This window comes from Rhizobium sp. BK456 (assembly GCF_014194045.1).
In the GTDB taxonomy this organism is placed as follows: Bacteria; Pseudomonadota; Alphaproteobacteria; order Rhizobiales; family Rhizobiaceae; genus Rhizobium; species Rhizobium redzepovicii.
Genome location: NZ_JACIAO010000004.1, coordinates 443,088 through 465,192, shown reverse-complemented (window position 1 = coordinate 465,192; position 22,105 = coordinate 443,088). Strand labels below are relative to the sequence as shown.

Here is a 22,105-nt window from a genome sequence, read left to right as displayed (position 1 = left end):
GCGCATGGCATCGGCATGGATGCGAACAGGTCTCGGCGCCGCCCTTGCAGCCGTCGCGGCCCTTCTCGGCGGAAGCGTCCTGGCGCATGCCGAGGCGGCAAGACCACCGGCCGTTTCCACCGTCATTCTCTCCCTCTCACCACGGACCATTCGTTGGGCCACCATCTACAAGGTTCCCGACCCCGCCGATCACGATCCCTATTACCATCTTGAAGTGATCGAGAAGGAGCGGCATACGCCGCCCTGGCAATTCAAGCGGCTTGCCGCCCATCTCGTCGTGACGGCGGCGGCTTTGGACAGGAGCCGCCTCAGACGGAAAGCAAAGACCTATTTTTACAAGGACATCGAGTTCCGGATCGCCGACAAGGCCTGGCGTCAACAATCTCCGGCGCAAAGAGAGGCCATGGTTTGCCGCACGGCAATTCTCGAATGCATAGGCAGATCCGATTCAGAATAGATGTGACCTGCTAAATTAAAGAGTTAGAGCATGATGTCGTCCGAAAACCGCTCACACTTTTCGGCATCATGCTCTAGAACGTCGGCGGCGTGCAGGCGCTGATGACTTCGCAGGGCACCGGCCCGACGCAGCGGAACCGATGCGGCCGCCGGCTTTCGAAATAATAGGCATCCCCCGGCCCGAGGATACGCCGCTCGTCGTCGACGGTCACCTCAAGCCTTCCCGAGAGGACGATCCCGCCCTCCTCCCCCTCGTGAACAAGCGGAATCTTACCGGTGTCGGCGCCCGGCTGGTAACATTCCTTGAGCATCTGCAGGCTGCGCCCGAACAGGTTTTCTCCAACCTGCCTGTAGGAGATGGCGCCCTTGCCGATCTCCACCAGTTCTTCGGCCGCATAGAAAGCCTTCTTCGGACGCTCGGGCTCAAAGGCGAAGAACTCCGCCAGACCGATCGGGATACCGTCCAGAATCCGTTTCAAGGCCCCGACCGAAGGGTTGGAGGCGTTCGATTCGATCAGCGAAATCGTTGAATTGGGCACGCCGGTGCGCTTGGCCAGTTCACGCTGGGAAAGCTTATGAGCGATGCGCAGATGACGCAGGCGGCTGCCGATGTCGACTGACATGATGCGGTCCGTTTATGTTGTCCAGAATATCGAAAAACATATCCGCTCATCCGTTCAGTTTCAATGACTTGTACCGCAGAAGAAAAGGACTTGTTTGACTGGGAGAAATTGCCATTCTCACCGCCAACCATAGGAGGCCAGCATGGACCAGATCAGCAAACCGAACGCGCCCGTACTCGACAATTTTTGGATGCCGTTCACCGCGAACCGGCAGTTCAAGGCTACGCCGCGCCTCCTGGCCGCAGCAGAGGGCATGTATTACACCGACGTCGACGGGAACCAGGTGCTGGACGGCACTGCCGGCCTCTGGTGCTGCAATGCCGGCCATGGCCGCAAGAAGATCGCCCAGGCAGTCGAACGGCAGCTTTCTACCATGGACTATGCTCCGACCTTCCAGATGGGCCATCCGATCGCCTTCGACTTCGCCGCCAAGCTGGCCGCGAACGCGCCGGGCGGCCCGGACGGCAAGCTCGACCGGGTATTTTTCACGGGCTCAGGTTCGGAATCGGTCGATACGGCGCTGAAAATCGCCATCGCCTATCAGCGTGCCATCGGCCAGGGCACCCGCACGCGCATCATCGGACGCGAGAAAGGTTATCACGGCGTCGGCTTCGGCGGCATTTCCGTCGGCGGCCTCGTCAACAACCGGCGGGTCTTTCCGCAGATACCGGCCGACCATATGCGCCATACGCTCGACGTCGAGCGCAATGCCTTTTCGAAGGGCCTTCCCGCCCACGGCGTGGAACTGGCCGACGATCTGGAGCGCCTGGTGCAGTTGCACGGCGCCGAAACCATTGCCGCCGTCATCGTCGAACCGATGTCGGGATCGGCGGGCGTCGTCCTGCCGGCGAAAGGCTATCTGGAAAAGCTGCGTGCAACCGCCGACAAGCACGGCATCCTGCTGATCTTCGACGAGGTCATCACCGGCTTCGGCCGTCTCGGCACGCCTTTCGCGGTCGATTATTTCGGCGTCGTGCCGGATCTCGTCACCACGGCAAAGGGGCTGACCAACGGCGCGATCCCGATGGGCGCGGTCTTTGCCAGCCGCAAGGTCTATGACGGCCTGATGGTCGGCCCGGAAAATGCGATCGAACTCTTCCACGGCTATACCTATTCCGGTCACCCGGTCGCCTGCGCCGCCGGGCTTGCAACCCTCGACATCTACGAGGAAGAAGGACTGCTGACGCGCGCGGCCGATCTGGCCGAGCACTGGCAGGAGGCCCTGCATTCGCTGAAAGGCCTCCCCAATGTCGTCGACATCCGTAATCTCGGCCTGGTCGGCGCGGTCGAATTGGCGCCTCGCAACGGCGCGCCGGGAACCCGGGCCTACGACGTCTTCGTCGACTGCTTCAACAAGGGCCTGCTGATCCGCGTGACCGGCGACATCATCGCGCTCTCGCCGCCGCTCATCATCGAGAAGAGCCAAATCGACACGATCGTCTCGACGATCGGCGATGCACTGAAGCGCGTGGTATAGACCTGCGTCCGGCGTCCCTCGTCGGCGATTTGAATCGCCGACGGAACCGCCCGGCTGCAAGTATGGCGATCAGCGCTTGGGGGCCTGTGACGGCAGTTGACCGAAACGCTTCCGGTATTCTGCTGAAAATCGCCCGAGATGGGTAAATCCCCATCGGAGCGCGATGTCGGCGACGGCCTGTCGCGTGCCGGATTCGAGCAGATCGCGATGGGCGGCAAGCATCCGGATTTCATGCAGGTAGGCCATCGGCGTGGTATCTCTGAACTGCCGGAAACCCTGTTGCAAAGTGCGGACGCTGACCTTGGCTGCGGTCGCGATATCGTTGAGCGAGATCGGCTCGGCGATATATTCCTGCATGAATTCGATCGCCCATTTCACATGGCGAGGAGCCGGGGCCGGAGCGGGAAGCGCAAGCGCCTCCGAATAGCGATGGGGACAGGTCTCCAGAAGCAGATAGATCGTCGCGTCGCAGAGCGCGTTCAGAGCCAGCGGCGACTGCTGCAGCGGCCCGTCGCCGCTGAGCCCATAATGGAGGTTCGCGGCGAGTTGCTGCAACACGAGCCCTGGACCGGTCGTCAGATCGATAGAGGGACGAAAATCCGTGTCGCCAATAATCGTTCGCTCGAACATCTGTGTCAGGTGCCTGTTGATCCTCGCTTGATCGATGAACAGGCCGAGATGACGGCGCGGGCCGAGCAGGCGGGCACCCGAGACGCGGCCCGCCCCGAGAATGGCGCCGCGGCCGGGAATGGAATGGATATGCTCCTTGCCCGCATCGAAGAGGGCGTCCCCCTCCATCGGCAGGAATATGATCACCTTGCCACTGGGCGCCTCCCGCCGGATCGAGATTGTGCCTTCGTAGGCGCAGTCGGCAATGGCCAGCTCTTCCGTCGCGACGAAATTGCAGCGATAGGCGATGGGTGCGTGGGCTTTCGCCTCAGCCTTGATCGGAGAGTTCGGCGTCGACAATATTTCCGAGAGTGCGTCCGGATCCGTGCCGCTGAACGCCGTCTCCCAAAACGGCGGGCTCTGCCTCGTCGGATCGTGGAGGGAGCTGCCATTGGCGGGCATAAGGGAACGACCGGACATTCATGACCTCGAAGACAAAGTCCATCGATAATAAGCGATGGCCGCAATCATTTCTTTGCATTTTGCGCCGTTTGACGGGTTTCAGCCATATCGATTGATGGCGAGATCCCGCGCGTCGATCTCAGGCGTGCGACCGCCGACCAGATCGCTGATCAGCCGCGCCGAACCGGTGCTCATCGTCCAGCCGAGCGTGCCGTGGCCGGTGTTGAGAAAGAGACCGCTGACCTTCGTCGGGCCGATGACCGGCGTGCCATCCGGCGTCATCGGGCGCAGGCCGGACCAGAAGGACGCCTTGGAAACATCGCCGCCGGGGAACAGATCGGTGACCGAATGTTCCAGCGTGCTGCGGCGGGCGAACCCGAGATCGTTGGTATAGCCCGAGATTTCAGCCATGCCGCCGACGCGGATGCGGTCACCGAGCCGGGTGATTGCGATCTTGAAGGTTTCATCCATAACGGTCGATTCCGGAGCGCGCGTCGCGTCGGTGATCGGGATGGTGAGCGAATAGCCCTTCACCGGATAGACCGGCAATTTGATGCCGAAGGGCTTGAGCAGCAGCGGCGAATAGCTGCCGAGCGCAACCACCACCGCATCCGCACTCATCCGTTCGCGATCGGTGATGACGCCGCGTACGCGGCCGGCCTCGACATCCAGCGCCTTGATCGTCGTGTCATAGGCAAAGCGGACGCCGAGCACCTCGGCTTTGGCGGCCAGCGCATTGGTGAATTTGAAGCAGTCGCCGGTTTCGTCCTTCGGCGTCAGCAGGCCGCCGACGATCTTGTCGCGCACGTGCTTCAATGCCGGCTCGAAGCGGATGCAGCCGTCCCGGTTCAGCACCTCATAGGGAATGCCGTCCGCCGCCAGCGCCTTGACGTCCTTGGCCGAGGCCTCGAGCTGCTGCTGCGTGCGGAAGAGCTGCAGCGTTCCCTGCATGCGTTCGTCATAGGCGATGCCGGTCTCGGCGCGAAGGTCGGCCAACGCGATGCGGCTGTAATCGGCAAGGCGCAGCATGCGGCTCTTATTGATCGCGTAGCGCTCGGAGGTGCAGTTCGACAGCATCCTCGCCATCCAGGAGAGCATGGCCATGTCGAGCTTCGGGCGCAGGATGAGGGGCGCATGTTTCATGAACAGCCACTTCATCGCTTTCGCCGGAATGCCGGGCGCTGCCCATGGCGAGCAATAACCGAAGGAAACTTCGCCGGCATTGGCAAAGCTCGTTTCCAGCGCCGGGCCTGTCTGCCGATCGACGACCGTGACCTCATGGCCTGATTTGGCTAGCTGATAAGCGGATGTGACGCCGACGATACCGGCACCCAGAACAATGACTTTCATGATCTTCCCAAATGATGGAGCCGCCGGGCTCTCAGCGATATTGCCTGTCGTAACGATCGCCCAGAGCGGTTAGGATTTCGTAAGATATGGTGCCGGCATCGCCGGCGATGTCCTCGAGCGTCTGGTTCGGGCCAAGCACTTCGACCAGACTGCCCAGCGTCAGCGTGCCTTCGGGCAGTGCCGACACGTCGACGGTCACGCTGTCCATCGAGACCCGGCCGACGATCGGCAGGCGGATGCCGTTGACATAGACGGCGCCGCGGTCGCTGAGCGTCCGGGGCAGACCGTCGGCATAGCCGGCGGCGATGGTGGCGAGACGCATCTCCCGCTGGGTGACATGCGCGCCGCCATAGCCGACCTTGGTGCCTGCCGGCACGGTGCGGGTCTGCACCACGGCGACATCGAGGCTGACGACCGGCTCCATCGGGTTCGCCTCACCATTGTTGGGCGCGCCGCCGTAAAGCGCGATGCCGGGGCGGGCGAGCACACCATGATAGGCATCACCGAGGAAGACTCCGCCGGAATTGGCGAAGGACATGTCGAGGCCGGGAAATTCGTCGGCAATGCGGGACATCTCGGCCAACTGTTCGCCGTTCTGGTCGCTCTCCATATCGTCGGCCGAAGCGAGATGGCTCATGATGAACAGGATTTCGACATTGCTGCCGTCGCCAAGCGCTGCCGCCAGTTCGGCTCGTTCTTCCCGGGGAAAGCCGAGCCGCGACATGCCGGTGTCGAATTGCAGCACGGCAGGCAGGCATCGCTTCAGCATCCGCGCCGTCGCCGACCATTGCCGCCACTGGGCCAGCGAGTTGAGAACCGGCACGATGCCCCTCTCGGCGCAGGCGATCTCGTTGCCCGGCTGCAAGCCGTTCAGCACAAAAATCTGGGCGTCATGCGCAAGGGTCGGCCGCAGCCTGACCGCCTCGACGAACTGGGCGACGAAGAAATGCCGGCAGCCTTCGCCGTAGAGCGTTGCCGCGACCCGCTCGGCGCCGAGGCCGTAGGCGTCGGCCTTGACGACGGCTCCGGCGCGGACCGGCGCCAGCATCGATACGAGCTTGCGGTAGTTGCGGCCGAGCGCGGCAAGATCGATCGTCAGATAGCCCGTGGCTCCCTTTGCGGTCGTGGTGCGTGTGCGGGAAACCAAAATATCGCTATCCATGTCCATCCCTCTCGATCTCAGGAAAGTTTATGAAACAATGCGCGAAATTGCCTAGCATTCAGCAGCTGCTTATCGCATTATTTGCTTATTATCCGCATAATCGGCGAACTTTTGGTATAATCTATCATGACCGCTCTCGACTCGATCGATCGCAATATCCTGAGACTGCTGCGCCTCGACGCGCGCATGAGCAATGCCAAGCTCGCCGCCGAGATCGGCCTGTCGCCGTCCGCCTGCCTCAGGCGCATAAAGATCATGGAAAAGTCAGGGGTGATCCGCGGCTATACGGCGCTGGTGGACCCCGGCAATGCGGACGAGATGATCGCCGTGATCATCAACATCACGCTCGAGCGACAGACGGAGGACCATCTCGATCGCTTCGAGGCGGCGGTCCGCCGGCATCCCGAGATCCGGGAATGTTTTCTGATGACGGGCGGTTCCGACTATCTCCTGCGCGTGGAGGTCGCCAGTCCGGGCGAATTCGAGCGCATCCACAAGGAAATACTGTCGACCCTACCGGGCGTCCTCCGGATTCATTCCAGCTTCTCGATCCGCAATGTTCTGGCGACGCGCACCAGAGGCAGGCATTAAAACGCGATCACCAAACACGGCGTCGGTTTTGCCGCCATTCGAAATCCGGGTGGTCTGACTGCCTGCCAATGAAAGCCGAATTCCGGCTCGAAAACGATCCCTCTCTCCGTCTTGCGCGAAGGTTCGAGGCGGGGAGTTTTTGATTGCGCGACCGAGCACCATCAGCGGGCCTCTATCAATTCTCAACGCCGCAGCCTTGCGGATCGCTCGTCAGCGGCGGATTGTTGGGCTGCGGTGCCGGCTAGAGCCTGAATCTCTACGGAACAATCGGCAGCGTTCAGCGGTTTGGTAGCTTAAACGGGGAGGCTATCATGCGTGCTGTTCTGATCGCTGCTATATTCTCGCTGTCCTGCCTGCCTCACACAGCAAAGGCGTCGGAGTCGGGATTCTTGCGATCCCTGGCGGGCGATTGGCGCGGGACCGGTATGGTTCTCACCAAGATCGGCGGCACGAACTTCAATGTTTCCTGCACGCTCAAATCAGACGCGAGTGAATCCGCAGTCTCGATGAACGGGAAATGCCGCGGCCTTGCGGTTTTCACAAGAGCGTTCTCGGCCAACGTCAAGGCATTGGGACAACGATACACCGGCAACTACATCGGGCCATCGGGACAGCCTTCCAAACTGGTCGGCAGCAGGCAGGGCGACGCGCTCAATCTTCGAGTGACCTGGGCTCGCGTGGTCAATGGCGACCGAAACGCGACGTTGATGATCGAGAAAGTCGGACAGGACAGGCTTCGGCTTCAAACGGTCGATCAGGACCCGACGTCGGGCAAATCCGTGGTGACGAGCCGCATCGATTTGCAACGCCCCCCTGCAGCGGGAAGATAGGAATGTCCAGCCGGAGTGTCGGCGGGCGCATGGGCATCCTGGCTGGTTTCAAACCGGCCATGCTTCCGGCATATCTGCTCGAAGGCACTATGTCCCTATCGGGACTTCGACTTCCGTCTTCGCTGCGGGTTCCCCGGTTAAGAAGACAACTTCGAAGACGAGCCCTTCGGACCTGTAATCCGATCTGGATTGCGCCTGCGCCTTGGAGGAAAAGGCCCGCTCTATGAGGACGGAGCCGAAGCCTCTTTTTGTCGGCGTCAAAACCGGCGGCCCGCCGGTTTCCGTCCATACAAGGAGGACGCGGCCGTCATCGTGCTTCCATTCGACGGCGACGGTTCCCTGCTCGCTTCCAAGGCTTCCGTACTTCGTTGCATTGGTCGCCAACTCGTGGAGCACGAGGGAAAGCGGCAGGGCGATATCGGCCGGAAGAATCACGTCGGGGCCATCGAGACGAATGCGTTCCTGCGAGGCGATGTGCGCCCGCAAGGCGGCGGAGATGATTTCCCGGATGGGGGCGGCCGACCCCTCCCGTGACAGGATGAGATCGTATGTGCCGGCAAGTGCGGCGAGCCTTTCTGCAAAGGCGTTGTAGCTTTCCGGATTGGAGCGCGAAAAGGTCTGCCGGGCGATCGCCTGAACGAGAGCGAAGCCATTCTTGACCCGGTGCGCCATCTCGCGGACGAGCAGGGTTCGCTCCTCCTCCGCCTGTTCGTTCCGGCGTCTCCGCTCATCGAGTTCGTCGAGCAACCGGTCGAAGGTCGCGCCGACGATGTCCAGTTCGTCCGGCCCCGTCATGCCGGTGCGCGCCGTCGTCTGGCCATTGCGCCACTTCTCCATCACCTCCGCGATCCTGGAGATCGGCGCGAGAATGAAGCGGTTGCCGATGAAGATCGCGGCCAGAAAGGCGAAAAGTGCCCCGCCGATGATGGCGAGCGTATTCATCAGCGTCGCCCGGTTGATCGGCGCGAAAGCTTCCGGTTTCGAGAAGCCGGCGCTGACATAGAGGGGGCTGGACGGCAGCGCTATCGGGCGATAGCCGAGGATGCGCACGGTTCCGTCCTGGCTCGTCACCTCGATCACATCGGGCTGTTCAGCGTGGATCAGGTGCTGGTATTCGTCGGGTATGACCGTGCCGACGAACTGTTCCGGAAGGGGAACGCGCGCGACGATGGTTCCCTTGCCGTCGGCGATCGTCACCGCGTTACCGGGAGCGACGCCGCGCTCGGTGATGCGGTTTTGCAGCCAGTCCAGCCTGATACCGCTGACGATGAGGGCCTTGACGCTCTCGCCTTCGATCAAAGGCATTGCGAGCGGCAGGACGGGGCGGTCGGAAAGGCGGCTCTGCGTATAGGTGCCGACGGAAAAGTCTTTGGTCTCGAGCGTCTGCTTGAAGTAATCGCGATCGGAGAACACCACGCCGGCCGGAAAAGCCATGCTCCCGCAGACCGGCCGCCCGTCGAGCCTGACGACGAAGATGGTCCGGATGTTCGGAATGCTTTCGGCAACCGATTTGAGAGCCTCGTTGCACGCCTGGATGTCGAGATGCCGGACGGAAGGCATGGCGGACACCGACACCAGAAGGGCATGCAGGCCCTCCACGATCCGTTCGACTTCCGACGACGCCTGCCTTGCAGCCTGTGCTGCGGACGCGCGCACCTCTTCGTTGCGCTGATGGCGGAGCGCGACTTCGTTGTATGCGAGCATCGCGACCACGGGCGCCAGCGCCGCGACCGCAACTGCAACCAGCTTGAGTCTCATCCTGTTCCCTCTCGGACGAGGGTTCGTAGCATGATCGGGACGATCTGGCCCAGATCACGCAGGGAATCTTGTTTACAAAATATCAACATACGAATCAGGACATCCGGGCGTGCGCCTTGCCGAGCCTCCGATCGCGGCTACATAATCCAAGGATGAATGATGCCAAAAGCACGTCCTCCGAAGGTTCTGCCGCCGGATCCTTCTCGTTGCGGCCACTGAATGGTGCGATGGCCGATGAGGTCGAACGTCTTTTATCGGGCAGAACCCGCGATATCCGCCTGACGGGGGATCTGCGCCGCCGATATGACGAAAAGTCATGGCGGCAGACCGCGAAGGTCATCCGGTCCTGGATGATATGGGTGGCATTCGTCGATATCCTGACGCTGGCGCTGAACGCTATTCTACTTCCCCCACAGGTCGTGCTGTCGATGGTTGCTCCCGCCTGCCTTTTGCCGCCGGCGGCGATTTTGACAGCGCTCGTCTGGAGCAAGCCGCGCGCGGCGGCGGTTCAGCGCGCATCGCTGCTTGTGGGAATGTGCCTTATTCTTCTATCGGTGGCACTTGTCGGCGTTTTTGCCGGCGGTGAATTTTACGAGCGGCATTTGAGCATCATGCTGTTCGTCGCGACGAGCGCAATCACCATCTTCAGCGTGCCGCTGGCGTGGACGGTTGCCATCGCCTGTTATGCCCTTTGTCTCTATTTCATCCTTCAATGGCACAACCCGATCCTGGACGCCGGCAGCGTCGTCGCCGCGACCCTGTTCTTTTCCTGCGGGATCATCGCCACCGTGGTTGCTCGGCGCACGATGAACATCCTGGCGCAGAAGACATTTCTGCTAGATTGCAGGGACCAGCGCCGGGTTGCAGAACTGGCCGATGCAAACGCCCGACTGGAGCGGCTGGCCAGAACCGATCCACTGACGGGGATCGCCAACCGCCGCTGGATGATAGAAACGCTCGAGGGCCTGTGGCGCAACGACGGTGAAACCGGCGTCGTCGCAGCCATGCTCATGTGCGATATCGATCACTTCAAGGCACTGAACGATAAGCTCGGCCATGGCGAGGGCGACCGCTGCCTCGTCAAGGTTGCCGGCATCATCCAGAGCTGCGTGCGCGCCGATCGCGACCTGGTTTCGCGCCATGGCGGCGAGGAATTCCTGATAGTGCTTCCGGATGTCGACGAAGACGAAGCCATCGCGGTGGCCACGCGAATACGCGAGAGCGTAGAAGCCGCTGCCCTTCCGAATCCGTCCTCCGGTGTTGGCCCCTCGGTCACGCTGAGCGTCGGGGTCGCCCTGAAATCGGCGCTCGACACCGACATCTCACTGTCCAATCTCCAGCACGAGGCCGACATGGCTCTCTACCGCGCCAAGGAAGCCGGCCGCAACCAGGTCTGCGTCTTTCGCCGGCCGCACCAGGCTGCACCTTCCGCCACCGAGCAGATCGCCGCCCGGCGCTAGAATATAGAATAGGGTGTGGCCCGAATTCCGACCTGCCACCCGGCTGATCGACATTCATCGGATGACCAGGATCGCAACCATGGCAGCCGCGGAGATGAGGCCGGCGGCGTTGAGCCCGAAGCTCAGATATCCCGCTGCCTTTTGCCGATGACCGGGTTCCACGTTTCCGAAGACGGCCGTCAGCCCGCCCGCGATCCAGCTCGCCAGCGTCAGAGCGCCGAGAAGAAGAGCCCACTGCGTTGCTGTATCCATATCCTGCTCCCATGCGGGTGCACGCCCGGCCAGGAATGCCTGCGCGGGTTAAGCGGTAACAGGCCGGGTCCGCTTTTGTTTCCGTGCGTGTCGCACTTTCACGTGAGCAACCCTCGATTTGCAGGCTCCGACAACCCCCCAGAGCTATCAAGACTTGACGGCAACCGTATGTCTACATAATGTCTTCTAAAGAAATTATGAGGCAAGCTGAGATATGAATGCCGAAGTCGCCATTCCGGACCGCAAGTCCAGCCTCGAACTCGCACTGCGCAGGCGTATCCTGACGATGCAGCTGCCTCCGGGTGCGGTGCTTGATGAAGTGGCCTTGAGCGAGGAATTCGGGCTTTCACGTCCGCCGGTGCGCGAGCTGATGCGGCAGATGGCTGGCGAGGGCTATATCGAGCTTGAGGCGAACCGCGCCGCCCGTGTCAGCTCCATGAGCTACAACTCGCTGCGCGACTTTTTCCTGCTCGCGCCGATGATCTACATTACCGCCAACAAGCTCGCGGCCGAGAACCGGACGACTGCGGAACTGGAGGTTCTCAGAGAGATCCAGCGCGCCTTCCGGAAGGCGGTCGATGATTGCGATGTCGAGGGCCGGGTATTCTACAATGATCAGTTCCACCGCCAGATCGGCGAGATGGCTCACAATGTCTACGTCGTTCCGAGCCTGCGCCGCCTGCAGATCGACCACGCAAGGATCGGCAAGATCTTCTACCAGCACCCGAACACGCCGCGCATGCAGGAGGAACTGGAGTTGGCGTCGGCTCAGCACGACGAGATGATCGAGGTCATCGAGCGGCGTGACGCCGAGGCCTCCGGCGAGCTAGCGCGGCTCCATATCGAACTCTCCAGGCGGAACATGGCGATGTACGCCGCCCCTGAGGGACTGCAGGCGCCGACCCTCTAGGTCAGGCAATCAGACACGCAGCTCAAGACAATCCAGATCGACCTTCGGCCTAACGCAACGGGATTTCCATCAATGACCGCCTTTCCCTTTCCAGGACTCAATCTCGCAATCACCACCCCGTTCGACGATGCCGGCCGCATCGATTACGGACGGCTTGAAGTCAATGTCGAACACTATCTCGCCGCAGGCATCGACAGCTTCCTGTTCAGCTCGGGAACCGGCATGCATGTCTATCTCTCCAAACAAGAATCCGAGGAACTGGTCCGTCGCGGCGCGAAGATCGTTAATGGCCGCGCCAAGGTGATCGCCCAGACCTCGGCGCTGCTGGTGGAAGATGTCGTCGAGCGGACCGCCCGCGCCCGCGACGCCGGCGCCGAAGGCGTCATGGTGCTTCCGCCCTTCTTCGAAGGGCCGACCGACGACCAGGGCATTCTCGATTTCTACGCCGAGGTCGCCAAGGCTGGCCTTCCGGTCATCGGCTATAACGTGCCCCAGGCGGTCGGCGTCGCCATCACGCCGGAGCTCTTGGATAAGCTGAACGACATTCCAGGCTTTTCAGCCGTCAAGGACAGCAGCGGGGATCTGGGAAAACAGGCAGCCCTCATACGCACCGGCCGCTTCGTCATGAACGGCGCCGACCCACTCGTCCCCTATGCGCTCTATGCCGGATGCGACGGCCTGATCTGGGGCGGCGCGAACTTCGCGCCGAAAACCTGCGTTGCGCTCGTTGCGGCGGCCGCTCAGCGCAAATGGGACGAGGTCCGCGCGCTCTGGAAAATCCTGGAGCCGGCCATGGGCCTGATCTGGGAGGGCGATTACGTGCAGTCCGTCTACGCAGCCGCCGAGCTGATCGGCTATGGCGCGGGCGCCCCGAGAAAGCCGCTGCGCGCCCTTGCCCCGGAAAAGCTTCCCGCTCTCCGGCACTCCCTCGAAACGCTCATGGAGCGGGAAGCGATCTGACGTGAGAGAGGCCGCAAAGAACGTCTTCGTCGCATCGAGGCTTCCCAAACGGGCGGGCGTGTCGGGATGGGTGGCGACGCTTGCGCCGCGCGCGCCGCGCCCGGCACTTTCCGAAGCGGTCAGCGTCGATGTCGCGATCATCGGCGGCGGCTTTGCCGGCCTGTCGGCGGCCCACCGCCTTTCGCGTCTCGACCCGACCGTCCGGGTCGCTGTTCTCGAAGCGGGCATTATCAGTGAAGGTCCGGCCGGCGCCAATTCCGGCTTCATCATCGACCTGCCCCACGAGGTTTCCTCCGACGATTTCAGCGGCGAGTCGGAAGGCAAGTTCCGCGACTCCGTGCTCCTGCAGCGTTCGGCCATTGCGCTCGCGACCGAACTCGCTGCCGAAAACGGCTGGGGGAAGGAACTGTTCGACCCATGCGGCCGCTACAGCATCGCGATGAGCACGGAAGGCGACAAGCATCTCGAAGCCTATTCGCTGCAGCTTGGGAAAATGGGGGAAGCGCATCGCCTGCTCAAGGGGCAAGAGATCGAGGCAGTGACCGGATCGGGGGTCTTCACCTCCGCTCTGTTCTCGCCGGGCACCATCATCATCCAGCCGGCCGCCTATGTCAGAGGGGTGGCCGACTGTCTGAAGGAACCGGTGCGGCTGTTCGAGCGGACGCCGGCCCTGTCCTTCGAGCGCTCCGGCGATAGCTGGCTGGTGAAGACGCCGAAGGGATCGGTGCTGGCGGGCAAGATCATCCTCGCCAATAACGGCCATGCGGAAAGCTTCGGTTTCTTTCGCGGGCGTCTTCTGCATGTCTTTACCTATGCCTCCCTGACGGAGGAGTTCGATCCGGCAAGGCTTGGCGGCGAAAGGAAGTGGGCGGCGACCCCGGCGCTGCCGATGGGAACGACGGTGCGGCGCATCAACACCGGCGGCGGCGACCGGATCCTGGTGCGATCGCGCTACAGCTACAATCCGGGCATCGAGATCAGCGATGCCGCCATTCGCAGCGCCGGCCGTCTGCATGACAGCAAATTCGCCCGTCGTTTTCCTGGTCTCGCCGGTGTCGACATGCAGTATCGCTGGGGAGGCGCGATGGCGCTGACGCGCAACCATGTGCCGGCCTTCGGAGAAATCGAACGCGGCGTTTTCGCCGCCTGCGGCTGCAACGGCCTCGGCGCATCGAACTCCACCGCCGCCGGCATGGCCGCGGCCGAACGCGTGCTCGGGCACGATTCCGAACTCGGCCGTGTCTACAGCCGCCTGGCGGCACCGGTTTTACTGCCGCCACGGCCGCTGACGACAATCGGCGCGAAGATCCATCTCGCCTATCGCGAATGGCAGGCCGGGACGGAGTGAGGCGGAGCCGAGCCCTACGCTAAAACGTAAGCTGCACCTTACAGGCGGCCGTGCGATCGCCGGCAAGCGCGAAGGCTGCGGTGGCCTCTTCCAGCGGCAGGCTGTGGCTGATGATCGGCCGCACATCGATCTTGCGGGTTGAGATCAGCGCGACAGCGGTGGCGAACTCCTCGTGGAAGCGCTGCGTGCCGTGGATATGCAACTCCTTGCCGACGATGGCGTTGAGCGGGATCGGGATCTCTCCCGCGACCCCGACCTGCACGATCGTGCCGCGCGGCCGGATGGCCGCGATCGCACTGCGGATGGCCGGAGCGGCGGCCGAGCATTCGAAGACGAGGTCGAAATAGCCCTTGCCCGTCTCGAATTCGGCAAGTGCTGCCGCATCCCGGGAAACATTGATCGCGCGGCTGGCGCCCATCGCCTTCGCCCTCTCCAGCGCCGCGTCCGCAAGATCGGTCACCACGATCTCGGCGGCACCGTGATAGCGAGCGGCGGCAACCATCAGCGCGCCGATCGGGCCGGCACCAGTGATTAGGACGCGTTTGCCCATGATATCGCCGGCGCGTGATGCAGCGTGCAGGCAGACGGACAAGGGCTCGCTGCACGCGGCTTCCGCGGCCGTCGTCGCGGCACCCACTTCGAAGCATTGTTTGGCCGGCACGACCAGCCATTCCCGGAACATGCCCTGCTCATGCGGCAGGCGCATGGCGCTGCCCATGAAGCGCATCTCAAGGCAGTGGATCGGCAAGCCCTTCTCACAATATTCGCAATGTCCGCAGGGCTGGCTGGGATTGACCGCCACCAGCACGCCGGCTTTAAGGTCGACGCCCTCGCCCGCCTGGCTTACCGTTCCCGAGGCCTCGTGGCCTGGGATGATCGGCTCACGCACCCTGACCGGCCCAAAACCACCGTCCTGGTAATAATGCAGGTCGGAGCCGCAGATGCCTGCGGCTGCCATTTTGAGCAGCACCTCGCCTGGACCGGGGGCCGAAACGGTGTCGGTCTCGATCCTGAGATCGCCCTTCTGGTAAAGCCGTGCCAGACGTGTCTGCATCATATGCTCCTATCGCAGCAGCCCGAGCTGCTGCGGCAGCCAGAGCGACACGGCGGGGATGAAGGTAATCATAATCAGCGCCAGGAAGAGCGGCACCAGCCAGGGCAGGATCGCCATGGTGGTGCGTTCGACCGACAGTTTCGCGACCCTGGACAGCACGAAAAGCACCATGCCGAGCGGTGGATGCAACAGCCCGATCATCAGGTTCAGGGTCATGATCAGGCCGAACTGAACCGGATCGATGCCGAATTTGGCGACGATCGGCAGCAGGATCGGCACGAGGATGGTGATCGCCGCGATCGTATCCAGGAAGCAGCCGACGAAGAGCATCAGCAAGTTCACGAGGATCAGGAATACCCATTTATTGTCGGTGATCGACAGGATCGCATCCGACAGCAGCTGGGCGGCCTGGCTGACCGTCAGCAGCCATGCGAAGACCGAGGCGGCGGTGACGATGAAGAGAACCGATGCCGTCGTCTCGATCGTATCGAAGCTTGCCTTGGCGAGCGTCGAAAACGTCATGGTGCGGTAGCGTACCAGGCCGAGGAACAGCGACCAGAGCACGGCGGCAACCGCGGCCTCCGTCGGCGTGAACCAGCCCATCGTCATGCCGCCGATCAGGATGACCGGAGTCATCAGCGCCATGACGGCGGAAAAGCCGAAATACCAGTCGAGCGCCAGAAGCAAGAGAAGGGCGATGCCGGCCGCGGCATTCATCGATAGGCCGGCCCGCATCATCAGATAGATCGCCACAGGCACCATCAGGACAACGACGATTTCCATGCCGGCCGACAGCAGTTGCCTGATATCGAAGGGCGCGTCGGAGCCCCAGCGCTTCTTGTAGGCGAAGGCGGCAACGGTGATCATCATCAACAGCGTCATGACGACGCCGGGCAGGATACCGGCCATGAAAAGCGCGCCGATCGAGACGTTCGCCATCATGCCATAGATGACGAAGGGCAGCGACGGCGGGAAGATCGGCCCGAGCGTGGCAGAGGCCGCCGTCACGCCGACGGCAGCCTCGACGGGATAGCCGTGATCCTTCATCGCCTTGATCTCGATCGTGCCGATGCCGGCCGCATCGGCAAGTGCGGTGCCGGACATGCCGGAGAAGATCACGGAGCCAATGATATTGACCTGCGCCAGCCCGCCCTTCATCCAGCCGACGAGGGCGACCGCGAAGGAATAGATGCGGCCAGTCACACCCGCCGAGTTCATCAGATTGCCCGCCAGGATGAAGAAGGGAACGGCGAGCAGCGGGAAGCTTTCGACGCCGGCGATCATGCGCTGGGCGACGATAATGTCGGGCGCCACGCCGTAAAGGACGATATACAGCACGGATGCGACGGCCATCGAAATGGCGACCGGCACGCCGATCAGCATCAGCACCAGAAATGAACCAAGCAGCAGCAGCATCGGATCAACCCTCGACAGTCTGGAATTCTTCGGGGCGCTCCAGAACGGAGTAGCCGCGGCGCATATTGGCGATGAAGACGATGACCGCGCGGATCAGCATCAGCACGAAGGCGACGAGCACGGAGTAGAAGACGATGTTGCGCGGCAGCTCGACGGTAACCATCTGCTCGTCGGCGACGATATCGACATAGCGCCACATCAGGTGGCAGCCATAGGCGAAGAAGCCGATGCGGACGATGTCGACGAAAGTGGCGAGCACGCGCGCCAGCCCTGCCGGCATATAGTGATAGAACACGTCCACCTGGATATGCCGCGAGGTGCGCACGCACATGACGGCGCCTAAGAAGACGACCCCGATCAGGCAGTTGATCGCGATCTCCTCGGTCCATGCATAGCTGTCGTTCAGCACATAGCGCGTGAAGAACTGGAGGAAGACGCAGCCCGCCATCAGCCAGAAGACGATCAGCGTGATCCAGTCTTCAATGGCGTAGTCCGACATGTTCGCTGTCGGCGCGTGGCCCTCGAACTCGTGACCGATCTCCTCGGCCGTGATTGGCGTATGAATTTCTTGCGACATGATCGGCCTTGTTCCGGTTGCGGAGGATGGGGCGCGGCGTGTAGGCGCGACCTTCGGTTTGTCGATAAGCCTTGTTCCTTGCTGGAGGCGTGGCCCCTCATCCGCCTGCCGGCACCGACCGGGGTCGAGCCACGGGTCTCGACCCGTCCTTCGGACCCCCGTAAACGGGGCGAAGGGGGTATGCGGCAACGTCTCCGTCCCTCGCCAACGTCGCGCAGGGCACGTCCCCTCTCCCCGTCAAAACGGGGAGAGGGTTAGGGTGAGGGGCGGCCGCAGGCGAGAACGGACCAGACCCTTACTGGATCGCGCGGATGGCTTCCCAATCGGCCTTCTCGTAGCCGAAGTCCTCGAACTTCACCTTTTCCATGACGTTCTTTTCGAAGTCTGATTTGTCGACCTCGGCAACGTTGAGACCCTTTTCCTTGAAGGTCGCGACGAGGCTGTTTTCCTTGCCGGCAATCGTCTTGGTCGTACGCTCGGCGGCCTCCTGCATCACCTCGCCGAAGATCTTCTTGTCCTCGTCGGAAAGCTTAGCCCACAGCTGTTTCGAGATCACGGTGTTGAGGTGATCGACGATATGGCCCGTCAGGATGATGTTCTTCTGGACTTCGTAGAACTTCTTCGCCTCGATCGTCGTCAGCGGATTTTCCTGCGCTTCGACCGTGCCGTTCTGCAGAGCGAGATAGACTTCGGCAAAGGCGATCGGCGTCGTGTTGGCGCCGCAGGCGCGCGGCATGGCGAGATAGGCCGGAACGTCGGGCACGCGGATCTTCAGGCCCTGCATGTCGGCGCATTTGGCAATCGGCTTGTTCGATGTCGTATGACGCGTGCCGTAATAGCTGACGGCAGCGATGTGATTGCCGGTCTTGTCTTCATAGCCTTTGGCGAGGCGCTTGAAGACATCGCTCTTGGTGTAGGCGATCAGGTGATCGGGGCCGCGGAAAATATAGGGGAAGTAAGTCACGCCGATCGGCTTGTAGTCGCGTGCGGCAAAGCTCGATCCCGAGATGATGATGTCGACCGTGCCGAGCTTGAGACCCTGATTGATGTCGGCTTCCTTGCCGAGCTGCGAGGCCGGATAGACCTCGATCTTGTAACGCCCGTCGGTGCGCTTGGCGATCTCTTCTGCAGCCCAAACGGAATCCGTGTGGAAGGGCTCGGAGGTTTCATAGACATGCGCCCATTTCAGTACCGTTTGGGCATGTGCGACCGCCGTCGTCGCCATGATCGCGGCTGCGGTGCAAAGTATCGTTGCTAGTCTGCTCTTCATCGCTCTCTCCTCCCGAGCTTGGGTTAAATCTTGTCGGTTCCTTTCGCGGGCGCCTTCTTGCGGCCACGCGCCTCCTCTCCCGAAAACTCCTCCCCGAAGCTCTCGGAAAACCTCTTCTGCGATAAGGTGAGATGGGCGCGCATGGCCGCCTTGGCGCCTGCCCCATCGCCGGCGGCGATCGCATCGCGAATGACCCGATGTTCGTCGACGGCGCTGCGCCATGTTCCCGGCCCCTCGAAGTGGCTGGCGAGCTTGGCAAAATAAGGGGTCATGCGCATGTCGAACATCTCGCCGGTCACACGGATCAGTGTCGCATTGCCGACGATGGCGGCAATGCCGGTGTGAAAGGAGCGATCGGCGGCAAGCACCGTGCTCGCATCGTTGACGCCGCCGCTCATGCGCGTCAGCGCTTCATCGAGCAGTGCGATGCCTTCCGGCCCGGCGCAGCCTGCCGCTTCTTCGGCAATGGCGCACTCGATGATGGCGCGCGCCTGCAGCAGCTCGAAGGGCCCTTCCACCGGCTCGCGCTCGTTTCCCGTCGCAGTCGCGGCATGCTGGCGCACCACGTAGATGCCGGATCCCATGCGGATATTGACGAGGCCCTCGACCTCCAGGACGATCAGCGCCTCGCGCACTGTTGGGCGCGACACCGACAGTTGCTCGGCCAGGTCGCGCTCGGCCGGCAGCCGCTGGCCGACGGCAAGTTCGCCGCGTGATATCATCAAACGAATCTGGTCCGCCACCTGCCGATAGAGGCGGCGCGATTCCACAGGTGAAAACATTTTGGCCTCCCCGGCGGCGCCTCCTCAAGCGCGCATCTGGTCAACTGGCCTGACCAATTGAGACATAGGTATCACCGTAGGCGTTGCGCGTCAATCCGCCGCATAAACGCAAAACACGAGCGTCCACAGACTGAGAAGAGTTCCGGGGTTCGGCCATTGCAGCGGCGTCTAATGCATGTCGCCGGAAAGTGTGCAGCGGTTCCCGGATAACGAGATGCATAAAAACAAAAAGCTAAGCGCGCCGCATGAATCAAGTTAACCGCGACGCGCTTTCGTATCGACGACAGGCTTCAATGCGCGGCGATCGGTGCGCGAGATGATTGATAGCGGATACCGGGAAGGTCGGGCCCGGATATGCCCGGAAGATTGTAGGCGTCGGCCGCGAAGCTTTCGAGGGCTATGCGATTGCGAACGATCACCAGGCCGCGGCTGGAATGAATGAGGCGCTCGCCTTCCAGAATATGTAAGGCATCGGTGACGCTCGATCGTCTCACGCCGAGCATGATCGCCAGATATTCGTGGGTGATCGCGATCTCTTCGCCGTCCAGGCGATCGTGGCACATCAGAATCCACTTCGCCAATCGCACGTCGATCTTGTGAACGGCATTGGAGAGCGCAGTGTGGGCGACCTGCGTGAAGAAGATATGGACGAAGTGCGAAAGCAGCGACAGGACTGCGGGTTGCTCGCGCAGGAACCCCGCCAAGGCAGCGGCTTCGACACGGCGTCCATGACCGGCGACCTGCATCGTCACCTGGAACGGCGATCGTTTCCCCTCCATGAGCAGGGTCGGCGGCGACACCCCGTCCCTGCCGACCAGGCCGACCTCCGCCCTTCTGCCCTCCGGACTCGTCGCCACCATCGAGGCGATACCGCTTTCCAGAAAGTAATAGTGACTGACCAGCATGCCGGTATGGACGAGATCGAGATCGCGCGGGAGGATGAGCGGTTCGAGAACCGTCTCCAGAGCCAGAAGCTCCGGAGCCGACAGATGCGCTAGGATGAGATTCTGGGTGTGGAGACGTCGCATGGCCCTGCCCTTTGGTTTGGCAAGAGCACACCGTCTCCCAGCCGCCAGCGCCGTGAAGTCTGCCAACGATGATGGGAATTATGGACCCCGGGCCGCCTGATTGCAAGGCGTATGACCCGGCCTCGCGTCGACGGCCGGACCGTGTCCGTCCGGCTTCTGGTCAACGAACTGGTGACGAATGCCTTCAAGCACGGCTATTCCGATATCGGCGGCGCTGTCTCCGTCATCGCGCGCAACGACTGCGGTGACATCCCCTCGCGTATCGGACAGTGGCAGGGGCCTGCCGCCGGAATTTTCATCAGACGAGAACGCCGGAAAAAGCCTGGGGATGAAGGTGGTGCGCGCGCTTGTGCAGCAGCTGGAGGGCGGAGCTTCAGATCGAAAGTCGTCGACCGGGCAGGGGTTTTGTCATCGATTGCCGAGAGATGCATAAGTACCCGCCTGACACATTGCTCTGTTGCAATTTACTCTTAATGCTATGATTTTTAACGAATAATCTTATTCTTCCCTCTCCACCGGTATTGTCAAAACCGCACAGAACCGCCCATCAATATGGCTATGCCGGCTGTTTTGACGCATAAGCTGTTCAATACCGCGATCATGAAGGCTGCTGGTATGAGCACGGGCTCCTCCCCGCAGGAGACCGTCCATGGCCGCAGCGGATCAGCGCAACAATCACAATCTGCTGTTGAAGGCCTTGCCTGCCGATGCCTTTGACATGCTGCTCGCCGCTGCGCAGGCAATCCAGCTGCCGGTGAAACATGTGCTGGTCGAGGCCGATCAGCCGATCGACCATGTGTGCTTCATCGAGGACGGTCTCGCATCGATGGTCGCTTCGAATGCCGAAGACGAGGCGGTCGAGGTCGGGCATATCGGCTACGAGGGCATGGCGGGGGCGCATATCCTCCTGAAGACAGATACGACGCCCAACCGGACCTTCATGCAGGTCGCCGGAACCGGGCTGCAGGTCTCTGTCGAGGACTTCGAACAGGTGCTGAAAGCCTTTCCCGAAATCAACGCCCTGTTCCTCAACTATGTGCATTGCTGCGACATCCAGCTGGCCCAGTCGGCCCTCGCCAACGGCCGCTACAACATGCATGAGCGGCTCGCCCGCTGGCTGCTGATGTGTCATGACCGGCTGGCCGGAAGCGACCTGCCGCTCACCCATGAATTTCTGGCGCTCATGCTCGGCGTTCGACGCTCCGGCGTAACCAACGAGCTGCATGTCATCGAAGGCCTGAGAGCCATCAAGTCGACCCGTGCCAATGTCAGGATTCTCGACCGGGAACGGCTGGAGGAGATTGCCGCCGGAAGCTATGGTGTGCCGGAACGCGAATATGAACGTCTGATCGGCCTACCGATCCGCCGGCCGGCCAAATCCGGATGATGTGAAATTAACCGGCCTGCGAACATCCGCATCCCAAACAATGAAATAGCGCAAGTCGTCTCAAGACCGCGTGGCGTATTGCTCTAATCCGAGCGCCGGACCGTCTCCACAAAGTGCACGATCAGAAGGACGCCTCCCAGTTCATCGCAGATATGGATCCGTCGCGCCGAGATGTCTTTTCCTGCAAGCACCGCCTGGCTCATCAGCGCCCTTGCATCCTGCACGGCTTCTCGTCTGGCATCGGCGAGCGTCGCCAGTTCCGAACCTTCCAAATCGACTACCACCGGGGCGTCCGACACGACGTTGAAATAAAACCTCGGGATGCGCTGCCTCACCGTCGCAG

Annotated in this window: 22 protein-coding genes; 9 read left to right on the top strand and 13 right to left on the bottom strand. The window is 61.9% G+C overall.

What is annotated here, in order from left to right:
- The first annotated feature begins 4 nt into the window (after positions 1-4).
- Complete coding sequence (locus FHX03_RS14955; RefSeq protein ID WP_097624327.1) at positions 5-457, top strand: DUF5086 family protein; 453 nt, start codon at positions 5-7, stop codon at positions 455-457.
- A gap of 73 nt (positions 458-530) precedes the next feature.
- Here the strand turns inward: FHX03_RS14955 and FHX03_RS14950 are convergent, their stop codons facing one another.
- Positions 531-1,079 (bottom strand): cupin domain-containing protein, encoded by a 549-nt coding sequence (locus FHX03_RS14950; RefSeq protein ID WP_054184486.1) that lies wholly within the window; start codon positions 1,077-1,079, stop codon positions 531-533.
- 142 nt (positions 1,080-1,221) lie between these two features.
- On the opposite strand from FHX03_RS14950, the gene FHX03_RS14945 reads away from it, so the two are divergent.
- Positions 1,222-2,556, top strand: a complete 1,335-nt coding sequence (locus FHX03_RS14945) for an aspartate aminotransferase family protein (RefSeq protein ID WP_183854301.1) — start codon at positions 1,222-1,224, stop codon at positions 2,554-2,556.
- A gap of 69 nt (positions 2,557-2,625) precedes the next feature.
- Here FHX03_RS14945 and FHX03_RS14940 read toward each other — a convergent pair whose 3' ends face one another.
- The 3 genes from FHX03_RS14940 to alr form a co-directional block, all read right to left on the bottom strand.
- Positions 2,626-3,645, bottom strand: a complete 1,020-nt coding sequence (locus FHX03_RS14940) for an AraC family transcriptional regulator (protein WP_183854299.1) — start codon at positions 3,643-3,645, stop codon at positions 2,626-2,628.
- Between the two features lie 81 nt (positions 3,646-3,726).
- Positions 3,727-4,977 carry a D-amino acid dehydrogenase gene (locus FHX03_RS14935; RefSeq protein WP_183854297.1) on the bottom strand — a complete coding sequence of 417 codons (1,251 nt, stop codon included), beginning with the start codon at positions 4,975-4,977 and terminating at the stop codon, positions 3,727-3,729.
- A 31-nt stretch (positions 4,978-5,008) separates the two neighbouring features.
- Positions 5,009-6,139 (bottom strand): alanine racemase, encoded by a 1,131-nt coding sequence (gene alr / locus FHX03_RS14930; RefSeq protein WP_131710630.1) that lies wholly within the window; start codon positions 6,137-6,139, stop codon positions 5,009-5,011.
- Positions 6,140-6,265: 126 nt separating this feature from the next.
- Between alr and FHX03_RS14925 the strand changes: the two genes are divergently transcribed.
- Positions 6,266-6,730: an Lrp/AsnC family transcriptional regulator gene (locus FHX03_RS14925; RefSeq protein ID WP_097624323.1), complete on the top strand. Its 465-nt coding sequence runs from the start codon at positions 6,266-6,268 to the stop codon at positions 6,728-6,730.
- Positions 6,731-7,041: 311 nt separating this feature from the next.
- On the top strand, positions 7,042-7,560 hold the full coding sequence (locus FHX03_RS14920; protein ID WP_003592237.1) for a hypothetical protein: 519 nt from the start codon (positions 7,042-7,044) through the stop codon (positions 7,558-7,560).
- Positions 7,561-7,647: 87 nt separating this feature from the next.
- Here FHX03_RS14920 and FHX03_RS14915 read toward each other — a convergent pair whose 3' ends face one another.
- On the bottom strand, positions 7,648-9,318 hold the full coding sequence (locus FHX03_RS14915) for a sensor histidine kinase (protein WP_183854295.1): 1,671 nt from the start codon (positions 9,316-9,318) through the stop codon (positions 7,648-7,650).
- 152 nt (positions 9,319-9,470) lie between these two features.
- Here FHX03_RS14915 and FHX03_RS14910 point away from each other — a divergent pair, with 152 nt between their 5' ends.
- A complete protein-coding gene (locus FHX03_RS14910) occupies positions 9,471-10,778 on the top strand; it encodes a GGDEF domain-containing protein (RefSeq protein WP_183854293.1) in 1,308 nt (435 codons plus the stop codon).
- A 54-nt stretch (positions 10,779-10,832) separates the two neighbouring features.
- Here the strand turns inward: FHX03_RS14910 and FHX03_RS14905 are convergent, their stop codons facing one another.
- Positions 10,833-11,030, bottom strand: coding sequence for a hypothetical protein (locus tag FHX03_RS14905; RefSeq protein WP_097624320.1), 198 nt, complete (start codon positions 11,028-11,030; stop codon positions 10,833-10,835).
- 214 nt (positions 11,031-11,244) lie between these two features.
- Between FHX03_RS14905 and FHX03_RS14900 the strand changes: the two genes are divergently transcribed.
- From FHX03_RS14900 to FHX03_RS14890, 3 genes are all read left to right on the top strand, one after another.
- Positions 11,245-11,940 carry a GntR family transcriptional regulator gene (locus FHX03_RS14900; protein WP_097624319.1) on the top strand — a complete coding sequence of 232 codons (696 nt, stop codon included), beginning with the start codon at positions 11,245-11,247 and terminating at the stop codon, positions 11,938-11,940.
- A gap of 72 nt (positions 11,941-12,012) precedes the next feature.
- Entirely contained in the window at positions 12,013-12,900 is an 888-nt protein-coding gene (locus tag FHX03_RS14895) for a dihydrodipicolinate synthase family protein (RefSeq protein WP_183854291.1), read from the top strand.
- A 1-nt stretch (position 12,901) separates the two neighbouring features.
- On the top strand, positions 12,902-14,248 hold the full coding sequence (locus tag FHX03_RS14890) for an NAD(P)/FAD-dependent oxidoreductase (RefSeq protein ID WP_183854289.1): 1,347 nt from the start codon (positions 12,902-12,904) through the stop codon (positions 14,246-14,248).
- Between the two features lie 19 nt (positions 14,249-14,267).
- Here the strand turns inward: FHX03_RS14890 and FHX03_RS14885 are convergent, their stop codons facing one another.
- The 6 genes from FHX03_RS14885 to FHX03_RS14860 all read right to left on the bottom strand — a co-directional run bounded on the left by FHX03_RS14885 (position 14,268) and on the right by FHX03_RS14860 (position 20,375).
- The gene (locus FHX03_RS14885) at positions 14,268-15,302 is read right to left on the bottom strand and encodes an L-idonate 5-dehydrogenase (protein WP_183854287.1); all 1,035 of its coding nucleotides are present in this window, start codon (positions 15,300-15,302) and stop codon (positions 14,268-14,270) included.
- A gap of 9 nt (positions 15,303-15,311) precedes the next feature.
- Positions 15,312-16,718 carry a TRAP transporter large permease gene (locus FHX03_RS14880; protein WP_097624316.1) on the bottom strand — a complete coding sequence of 469 codons (1,407 nt, stop codon included), beginning with the start codon at positions 16,716-16,718 and terminating at the stop codon, positions 15,312-15,314.
- A 4-nt stretch (positions 16,719-16,722) separates the two neighbouring features.
- On the bottom strand, positions 16,723-17,295 hold the full coding sequence (locus FHX03_RS14875; RefSeq protein WP_003592221.1) for a TRAP transporter small permease: 573 nt from the start codon (positions 17,293-17,295) through the stop codon (positions 16,723-16,725).
- A gap of 295 nt (positions 17,296-17,590) precedes the next feature.
- Positions 17,591-18,565, bottom strand: coding sequence for a sialic acid TRAP transporter substrate-binding protein SiaP (locus FHX03_RS14870; RefSeq protein ID WP_097624315.1), 975 nt, complete (start codon positions 18,563-18,565; stop codon positions 17,591-17,593).
- A gap of 23 nt (positions 18,566-18,588) precedes the next feature.
- Positions 18,589-19,347, bottom strand: coding sequence for a FadR/GntR family transcriptional regulator (locus FHX03_RS14865; protein ID WP_183854285.1), 759 nt, complete (start codon positions 19,345-19,347; stop codon positions 18,589-18,591).
- A 290-nt stretch (positions 19,348-19,637) separates the two neighbouring features.
- Complete coding sequence (locus tag FHX03_RS14860) at positions 19,638-20,375, bottom strand: Crp/Fnr family transcriptional regulator (RefSeq protein ID WP_097624313.1); 738 nt, start codon at positions 20,373-20,375, stop codon at positions 19,638-19,640.
- Between the two features lie 649 nt (positions 20,376-21,024).
- On the opposite strand from FHX03_RS14860, the gene FHX03_RS14855 reads away from it, so the two are divergent.
- Positions 21,025-21,762, top strand: a complete 738-nt coding sequence (locus tag FHX03_RS14855) for a Crp/Fnr family transcriptional regulator (RefSeq protein ID WP_097624311.1) — start codon at positions 21,025-21,027, stop codon at positions 21,760-21,762.
- A gap of 83 nt (positions 21,763-21,845) precedes the next feature.
- On the opposite strand, the gene FHX03_RS34455 is transcribed toward FHX03_RS14855, so the two are convergent.
- The gene (locus FHX03_RS34455) at positions 21,846-22,097 is read right to left on the bottom strand and encodes a DUF6894 family protein (protein WP_239620864.1); all 252 of its coding nucleotides are present in this window, start codon (positions 22,095-22,097) and stop codon (positions 21,846-21,848) included.
- Positions 22,098-22,105 lie beyond the last annotated feature (8 nt).